The sequence below is a fragment of the Acidocella sp. genome (assembly GCF_013044125.1).
In the GTDB taxonomy this organism is placed as follows: Bacteria; Pseudomonadota; Alphaproteobacteria; order Acetobacterales; family Acetobacteraceae; genus Acidocella.
This window is the reverse complement of the sequence record NZ_JABEVC010000075.1, coordinates 1-3,490: the sequence shown is the minus strand read 5'-3', so window position 1 is coordinate 3,490 and position 3,490 is coordinate 1. Positions and strand designations below refer to the sequence as shown.

Here is a 3,490-nt window from a genome sequence, read left to right as displayed (position 1 = left end):
GCGCACCACCAGCGGCACGGAGAGCGAAACCTCCCGCGCGGCGGCGATCACGCCCTCGGCGATCACATCGCAGCGCATGATGCCGCCGAAGATGTTGACCAGAATGCCCTCCACGTTCGGGTCCGAGAGAATGATCTTGAACGCCGCCGTCACGCGCTCCTTGGTCGCGCCGCCGCCGACGTCCAAAAAGTTCGCCGGCTCCGCACCGTAGAGCTTGATGATGTCCATGGTCGCCATCGCCAGCCCGGCGCCGTTCACCATGCAGCCGATGTTTCCGTCCAGCGCCACATAAGAGAGGCTGTGCTTGTTGGCTTCGAGCTCCTTGGGGTCTTCCTCGGATTCGTCGCGCAGCTTCTCAATCTCGGGATGGCGGTAGAGCGCGTTGTCGTCGAAGCTCACCTTGGCATCCAGCGCGATGATTTCGCCGGCGCCGGTCACCACCAGCGGGTTGATTTCCATGATCGCCGCATCCAGGGCGACGAACGCCTCATAGATCGCGCTCACGAACTTGGTGAACGTGCCGACCTGCTTGCCTTCCAGGCCGAGGCCGAAGGCCAGCTTGCGGGCGTGGAAACCGGAAATCCCGGCAGCCGGGTCAACCGGGGCGCGCAGAATCTTCTCGGGGTGGTGCTCGGCCACTTCCTCGATCTCCATGCCACCCTCAGTGGAGGCGATGATCACGATCTCGGAGACCGAACGGTCGATCAGCAGGGAGAGATACAGCTCACGCTTGATATCGCAACCGGCTTCCACATAAACGCGGCGCACCAAGCGGCCGGCCGGGCCGGTCTGCTTGGTGATCAGCGTGTGGCCGATCATCGCGGCGGCGGCTTCGCGCACTTCGTCGAGCGATTTGGCCAAGCGCACACCGCCCTTGCCGTTGGGGTCATCCTTGAACTTGCCAGCCCCGCGCCCACCGGCATGGATCTGGGATTTTACCACATACACCGGCCCGGGAAGCTTTTTCGCGGCTTCCACGGCTTCTTCCGGCGTCCAGGCGACATGCCCGCCCAACACTGCGACGCCATAGGCTTTCAGCAGTTCCTTGCCCTGATATTCATGTATATTCATTTGAAGTCGGCCTACCCTGTTTTCTGGAGTTAAAAAGGCGTCGCCGGGGGTGCTACTCCAATCATCAGCCCCCGGCAAGAAGCATTGCTGCGCTGCGGGAAATTCACGATCGCGAGGGGGAAAGCCCGGCGGCATCTCCCCGTTGGTCAAGTCAGATGTGGCAGTTTCAGATATTCCTCGCTCTGCATTTCCTCCAGGCGGGAGGCGGTGCGCTCAAATATCGCAGCGCCTTCGCCGGAGCGGTACAAATCATCGGGCCGCGCGGCGGCGGTGGCGTAGAGTTTCACCCGGTGTTCATAAAGCGCGTCGATCAGCGTCACGAACCGGCGCGCCTCGTCGAAATTATCCGGCGAAAGACGTGGAATCCCGTCAATCAGTATGTTGTGATAATGCGTCGCCAGGGCCAGATAATCGCCCGGCCCGAGCGGCACGCCGCAAAGCGCATGGAAGTCGAACCGCGCCGTCTGCGCCCCGGCCAGCGGTACGGCTAGGGTGCGTCCGGTCACCGCGATACTCTCCGCCTTCGGCACCGCCCCGGCGGTGATTTCGCTAAAAATCCGGTCTAGCGCCGCGTCGGCCTTTGTATTGGCGGGCACATACCAGCATGCCAGCCCATGCAACCGCTCGCGCCGGTAGTCGCGCTCGGCGTCCAGCACCAGCACATCCAGCTTTTTCTTGATCAGCGCGATGAACGGCAAAAACGCATCGCGCCCCGGCTTGCCCTTATATAAGTCATCCGGGAGCGTGTTGGAGGTGGCGACGACAACCACCAGCCGGGCGAACAGCGCCTCGAACAGCCGGCCCAGGATCATCGCGTCCACAATGTCATGCACCTGGAACTCGTCAAAGCAGAGCAGGGCGGCTTCCTCGGCGATCTCATCGGCCAGGGCGGGGATCGGGTCGGCGATGTTGGGATTGTCGCGCTTGATGGCATGGAAGCGCCGGTGCGCGTCCTGCATGAATTCGTGGAAATGGATACGTTTCTTGCGCGGCACGTCGGCCGCCTCGAAGAACAGGTCCATCAGCATGGATTTGCCGCGCCCGACCTCGCCCACGATATACAGCCCGTTGGGGTGGTCCTCCACCTCATCCACCTGCTTGCGGTGGAGCAACCGGCCCACCCAGCCGTTGGGTGGTTTTTTCGGGTAGGGGTTATAGCCGCGCAGCTTCGCCCATAAATCCTGCAGCCGCTCGGCCGCGCTGGCCTGCGCGGGGTCGGAGACGATCATCCCTGCGGCAACGCGGGCGCGGTACGCGGGGATGACGCCGGGAGCGGAGTGGGAGGCGCTGGACATACTGGGCACCCCCGATACTCCCGGGGCTTGTGCGGCGCAACAACCATAAAGCTTAGGTGCATTGCGCGTGGGGCTAGGCAATAATCCAGTGGCGCCGTGCGCAATAATTTGTCGCGCGCCTCACGCGCCCGGTGCACATTGACGCGCGGCCCCGGCTTGAATACGCATTTGCTCATGGATGTTCTCGATTTCGAGGGTTTGCGCGCGGCGCCGGTCGCCGCCAGCCCGTTTCCCCACATCGTGCTGCCGCGTTTCGTGAAGCCGCAGGCGCTGCCCGCCGTGTTCGCGGCCCTGCCGCCGATGAAGGGGCGCGGCAGCTTCCCCATCGGCGCGCTGAAGCTGGGGCCGGCCGCCCGCGCCGCCATCGCGGGGCTGGAGGGTGAAGAGTTCCGCGCCATCATCGCCGGGAAATTCGGGCTGGACCTTAAGGGCGCCCCGTTGATGACCACCCTGCGCGGCAATTCCGGCGCGCAGGACGGCCAGATTCACACCGATTCCACAGCCAAGCGCGTCACCATCCTGCTCTATCTCAACCCCGCCAGCGGCGCGGCCTGGTCCCGCCAGGAAGGCTGCCTGCGCCTGCTGCGCAACGGCACGGATCTGGAAAACTACGCCGCCGAAATTCCCCCGGTCGACGGCACCCTGCTGGTTTTCCCCAACAGCCCCACCGCCTTTCATGGTCACAAACAATTTATCGGCCAGCGCTATGTGGTGCAGATGAACTACATGACCACCAGCGCCAAGGCGAAGGCCGAGATGCGCCGCCACCATCTCTCGGCGTTCATCAAGCGCCTCACCCGCGCGGCTTAACCCAGACGCTTCAGCTTTAAGGGGTCAGGCTGCAGAAAAACCTCCGCCCCTGGCGCAAACCGCTCTCTCCCGCCTGCCTCCAGGTGTACCACAAACCGCGCCGCCGGCCCGGCGCATTCCAGCCGCAGCCCGGCGCCATGCCCGCGCGCGGATAAAACCGTTGCCGGCATTCCCGTTTCGGCCAGCGCGATGTCCGCGGCGCGGATGGCGTAGCTGGCGCCCTCCGCCTCCCAGACATTCTCAAACCCCAGCAGTTGCGCCGCCGCCGCCGAGCCGGGGTTGTTGAAAACCTCGCGCGTGAGCCCCTGCTGGAT

4 protein-coding genes are annotated in these 3,490 nt (G+C 64.2%); 1 reads left to right on the top strand and 3 read right to left on the bottom strand.

Annotation, left to right across the window (positions count from 1 at the left end):
• Positions 1 to 1,071 (bottom strand): ADP-forming succinate--CoA ligase subunit beta (gene sucC, locus HKL97_RS04660; protein ID WP_291422943.1); only part of this gene is annotated, 1,071 nt, incomplete at its 3' end.
• 146 nt (positions 1,072 to 1,217) lie between these two features.
• Positions 1,218 to 2,366 carry a cell division protein ZapE gene (gene zapE / locus HKL97_RS04655; protein ID WP_291422941.1) on the bottom strand — a complete coding sequence of 383 codons (1,149 nt, stop codon included), beginning with the start codon at positions 2,364 to 2,366 and terminating at the stop codon, positions 1,218 to 1,220.
• A 174-nt stretch (positions 2,367 to 2,540) separates the two neighbouring features.
• Between zapE and HKL97_RS04650 the strand changes: the two genes are divergently transcribed.
• Positions 2,541 to 3,176: a 2OG-Fe(II) oxygenase gene (locus HKL97_RS04650; RefSeq protein ID WP_291422939.1), complete on the top strand. Its 636-nt coding sequence runs from the start codon at positions 2,541 to 2,543 to the stop codon at positions 3,174 to 3,176.
• Here HKL97_RS04650 and HKL97_RS04645 read toward each other — a convergent pair.
• A partial coding sequence (locus HKL97_RS04645; protein ID WP_291422937.1) for a TOBE domain-containing protein occupies positions 3,173 to 3,490 on the bottom strand: 318 nt, incomplete at its 5' end. The genes HKL97_RS04650 and HKL97_RS04645 overlap by 4 nt on opposite strands.